Genomic DNA, 3,736 nt, shown 5'->3' with positions numbered 1-3,736 from the left:
TAAGAAGCTGGCTCCTGGTAGGAGGGGGCGGGTTCTTGGTAGGAGGGGGCTGGCTCCTGGTAGTAAGAAGCTGGCTCTTGATACGCCGGGGCTGGCTCTTGATACGCCGGTTCTGGCTCTTGGTAGTAAGTGGGTTCTTGGTAGGAGGGAGCCGGTTCTTGATAGGCCGGCTCTTGGTAGTAAGAGGTTGGCTCTTGATAGGCCGGTTCTTGGTAGGAGGGAGCCGGTTCTTCGTAGTAGACCGGTTCTTGAGAGGCGGCGCGTCTGGCTTCCGCTTCCCGGGCGGCATAGATAGCGTCGAGTTGGGCACCCCAGCGAGCGATCGCCCCTTGGGCTTCGGAATAAAGAGCGCGACCGTAGGCAATTTGACTGGCGGTTTCGATCGCCGCCCCCAGACGACCTTGAGCCGCCAGAGACGCTGCTTCGTCGAGGATGGGACGGTCTTCAGCGATTTGGATTTCGGCCACCCAGTCGGAAATGCGGTTTTGCGCTTCCGAGTAGAGGGCGCGACCCTCGGCGATTTTTTCTGCGGTGGTCACGGCTTCTTTCAGCTTGCCGTTTTTGGCTAAGGTTTGGGCTTCATCGAGGATGGGTTGGTCTTCCAGACGTTGGATTTGTTTGGTCCATTGGGCGATCAGGGTTTGGGCCTCGATCCGCAGGGGACGACCCATCTCCACGTTTTTGGCCGAAGCGATCGCATTTTTTAAGGCGTTAATGTTTTGATTTTGGCCGTTTGCGATCGCCCGTGCCGCCACCACATAGCCTCGGTCTTCGATTTCTTGGATTTCTTTGCGCCACCGGGCGATCTCGGTTTGGGCGTCAATCCGTCCGGGGCGATCGGGCTTCACCATCAGTGCTTGCTCGATCGCCAAGCGCATCAGCAGCGGGTGACGGAAACTCGCCACACTATTGGCCAGTTGGACTTGGATCAAGTCTTGCTGGTATTGTTTCCAGCGCGCTTGTTTTTCTTGCGCTTTTTTGTACAGGGGGCTGTCGGGTTGAATTTGGTCGGCGGTAGCGGAGGCTTCCAGGAATGCCAAGAGCCGTTCGCCAATCGGGCCGCTAGGCTTGTCGTCTTTTACCAGAGCTTGCGCTTGGCTGAGTTGAATTAAGTCTTGACTTTCGCGATAAACTGTGGTATCGCGCGGTACCCATTTGGCTGCAGCGATCGCGCCATCGAGTTCTCCCTCCTCGAAGCGTTCTTTGGCGATATCGAGCAACTGCCGACTCCATTGCTCGATCTGCTTTTTAGCTTCTTCGCTGACATAGGTGTTGGGATTGATTTGTCGCGCTTTATCGATGGCGCGGATAAATTCCTCAGCGGTTTTATACCACACCAAGTAGCGGGCATCTTCTAGCTTTTCCCATGCCTGCTTTTCGGTTTTCATCCGCTGCTTGATTTGAGAATAGCGCGTCGAGCGCCAATGGATGTTTTCCAGTTTCAGCAGCGCTCGGGTATGAGCATCCACTTGGTTCCAGTTTCTGGCTTTTAATGCCGCCAAGGCTTTCTCGTAGATCGCTTCCCCTTTTTCCCAGTCTCCCTGCCAACTTTGCGCCTCCAGATCTGCTTCGGCACGCACCGCATTGGACTCGGGAATTTTTTCCACAATAGCGATCGCGCCGTCTAAGTCCCCTTGGCTGAACTTTTGACGAGCAATGTCGAGCAGCAGTTTAGACCATTCCTCCTGCAGTCTTTCTCCTTGGGCGCGCATGGGGTGATCGCTCGGCCAACTATTGACCAGTTCGATGGCTTCTACCAGTTTGTCTAATTCCCCGGATTTGGCCGCAGACTGCGCGCAGTAGAGGCGATCGCGATCGGGCGCTCCCACGGTGAGTCCCTCGCAGTTCACCGGTGGCGGCATGGTGAGCAACCAGCGCAGAGAGACGGTGCCGACGCTGGTAAATGCCACAATCAGACTCAGCCAGAGGACGTGCCATCCCCACAAAATGCGCCGACTCTTATTCCATGCTTGCGCCAACGGCTTGGCGGCGAAGGAGCCTTTTTTTTCCTCGGTTTTTTCTCCGACGTCCTTGCCTTCTGCTGGCTGCGCTTCGTCAGCGCCAGTCACTGGCAATGCCTCAATTGGTTCTATTTCTGGACTGCTATTTGCCCTTGCCCCTTTTTTGTCTTGGGGACGCTGCGATTTCCGAGCAGAAAATAATTTATTGGTCACTGCCCGAATGCGCCCCTCCCGCTGTCTGCGGATGCGTTGGGCTGGCTGGGTACTGGATTGGTCAAATTCTTTTTTCACCATTGCTTCAGCTTGTCCGTGCAATGCAGACTTGTGAATACAAGTCTTTGAAGTTTTTGCTTATCCGTCGAAAGCTAGCGGTTGGCTCGCTTTCGGGCTAAAGGAGATTCTCGGTTCTTTGAGAAAATAAGGCAAACATCGAGAAGCCCTTGGCTGCCAAATGGGAATTTGGCGGTTTCTGGCGGCTCGATGCCGGGAAGACAGGGTGCCTACATTTTTTATCGGTTCTTTCGTTCCTTGCACTGTGGGCGATTTACAGTGCAATTTCACTACAGCGCTACCCAATGTTAGAGCCTTCCGTACCCCATGCTCGATAATTTTCGACAATTACCTGGCATGTGAAAATTCTCGCAAACCACATTCAAGTGGATCTTTGGTCTTCATGGGTAATGCTTCACGCCCAATTTTAGAGTTTCCGCTTGCAAAGGTGGAATTTGTCCCTTATCTCGGGGGAACTTTCCTCCTGGCAAGGTCATGGCGATCGCCCCCGCGCCAGTGAACCGAGGCGCGCTGCCTTCGGTTAGGGATGCGAGCGCGATTTTAAGCCTTTCGCCGTTGGAGGGCAAGGGGTCTTGCGGATCTATCACCGGGTTTCGACCCTCCTCAATGGATCGACTCATTCCAGAGTCGCACCCGATCCTCCCGCTTGGCAAGTCTCCGAGCCAACAAAAACCGATTTCATGGCTTTTCCCTCCCGCATTTGACTGTGGGCTGAAGCGGCAGCCATCGGGCCTTCCACCATTGACCTTCACTGCTCTTCTCCCCCGGGATGATTGCTGTTAGCATGGCTTCGGGCTTCTCCCTCATCCTCTAATTCCTTCAATTCTGATGCGGAAGCTGTCGGTCTCGAGGGAGGGTATTTCCCCTCATCGGATTCGGCGTTTCGATATCCATAAAAATTAATCTGATAGTCTACAATCTGGATCCCTGTTTCGGCTTGCACGCGATCGATGATTTCTTGGGGAAGTTCTACATACACGTCGAGCAGTTGATTGGTGTCTACGCAGTTGATGTGACTGTGGGAGGAGCTAATATTTCCGTAGAGTCTTCCGTCAGAACGCTCGATGCATTCGATAATCCCTTGGCGCGAAAGCGCTTCTAGGTTCTGGTAAACGGAGGTATGACCGATGTCTTTGCCGGCAAAGTTCAATCGGTCGTAAATTTCGCGCGCGGATAAATGTTCTTGCGCTTCCCACAGCAACTCTAGGATGAAACGACGCTGACGCGAAAGCCTCATCCCAAGGGTTTGACAGCGATTGAGCGCATCTTCTAAGGATCGAATGGGTTTCACGGATACTGCCTCTGTTGTCCTACTTTGGTTTTGATAGATTCACGATCACCTCCGATACGTTTGGAAACCCCCGTGCTTTAGCCGGGGGAGGAAAAACGAAGGTGCGGCTTTAGCCCCCGTCAAAACTATATTGAGAATTGGGTGTGCAGCGGGTTCGGTTGCCCCTGCACATAGAGATATGGTTGTCTCCAAA

General features: G+C 53.7%; 3 protein-coding genes. All 3 read right to left on the bottom strand.

Annotated elements, in window-relative coordinates; all coding sequences use genetic code 11:
* A partial coding sequence (locus tag AC0QH1_RS16685; RefSeq protein WP_324632349.1) for a hypothetical protein occupies window positions 1–2,276 on the bottom strand: 2,276 nt, incomplete at its 3' end.
* 356 nt (window positions 2,277–2,632) lie between these two features.
* Window positions 2,633–2,872: a hypothetical protein gene (locus AC0QH1_RS16680; RefSeq protein WP_324632348.1), complete on the bottom strand. Its 240-nt coding sequence runs from the start codon at window positions 2,870–2,872 to the stop codon at window positions 2,633–2,635.
* A 128-nt stretch (window positions 2,873–3,000) separates the two neighbouring features.
* On the bottom strand, window positions 3,001–3,543 hold the full coding sequence (locus tag AC0QH1_RS16675) for a Fur family transcriptional regulator (RefSeq protein WP_324632347.1): 543 nt from the start codon (window positions 3,541–3,543) through the stop codon (window positions 3,001–3,003).
* Between the last annotated feature and the right edge of the window lie 193 nt (window positions 3,544–3,736).

This window comes from Phormidium sp. CCY1219, from assembly GCF_055795085.1.
Note: the sequence above shows the minus strand (reverse complement) of the source record. Positions and strands in the feature narration are given on the sequence as shown.